Genomic DNA, 729 nt, shown 5'->3' on the forward strand with positions numbered 1-729 from the left:
TGTAATTATGGCTCACCCGCAAGAAATCCGTGAAAAGTTACGCCGGCTCTATGTGAGCGGCGAGCAAACTTTGGAAACGGCGGCCTTGATGTGCGAAATCCCGCAGGCCACTGCGCGTGCGTGGAAACGTGCGGATAAGGAAAAAGGTGACGACTGGGATAAGATGCGCGCCGCCTACACTTTGGCCGGCGGCGGTATTGAGGACTTGAGCCGTGCGATGTTGGCCGGTTTTATGGTGCAGTACAACAGCACGATGACGATGCTGCAGGATTCGAGTACCGAAGATTTGCCGCCATCGGACCGTGCGAAGCTGTTGGCCAGCCTGGCTGATGCGTTTACGAAAACCGTATCAGCCAATGCCCGTGTGATGCCGGAAACGTCAAAACTGGCGACGGCTTTGGAATTGATTGAGTTCTTGATGGCGTTTGTGCAAGAAAAACACCCCAAACATTTGCCTGCCTTTGTGGAGGTATTGGAGCCGTTTGGGGCAGAAGTGGAGAAGAAGTTTGGATAAGTTGAAAGTCGAATACACACATAAGGGCTGGTTTTTATTCTGCCCGATTTGGATTGCCGATTGGGAAAGTGAAACTCCTGCAGTCGCACCGCGCTATAAGCTGGAGCCGTTGTTTTGGCTGGCCGACCAGTTTTTTTACTTTATGTCCGCCATGCATGAAATGAAAACGGGAGAGCCACTTCCTTTTTGTTTCAAGGTTTATCCCAAACCGCTAA

General features: G+C 51.3%; 2 protein-coding genes. Both read left to right on the forward strand.

Annotated features, from left to right (window positions below):
* Positions 1 to 7 precede the first annotated feature (7 nt).
* A complete protein-coding gene (locus ACTHUT_RS21380) occupies positions 8 to 514 on the forward strand; it encodes a DUF1804 family protein (RefSeq protein ID WP_004520456.1) in 507 nt (168 codons plus the stop codon).
* Positions 507 to 729, forward strand: a 223-nt coding sequence (locus tag ACTHUT_RS21385) for a hypothetical protein (RefSeq protein WP_440419815.1), incomplete at its 3' end; no start/stop codon positions are given. The genes ACTHUT_RS21380 and ACTHUT_RS21385, both read left to right, overlap by 8 nt.

The sequence above is a fragment of the Neisseria sp. P0022.S010 genome (genome assembly GCF_051956635.1).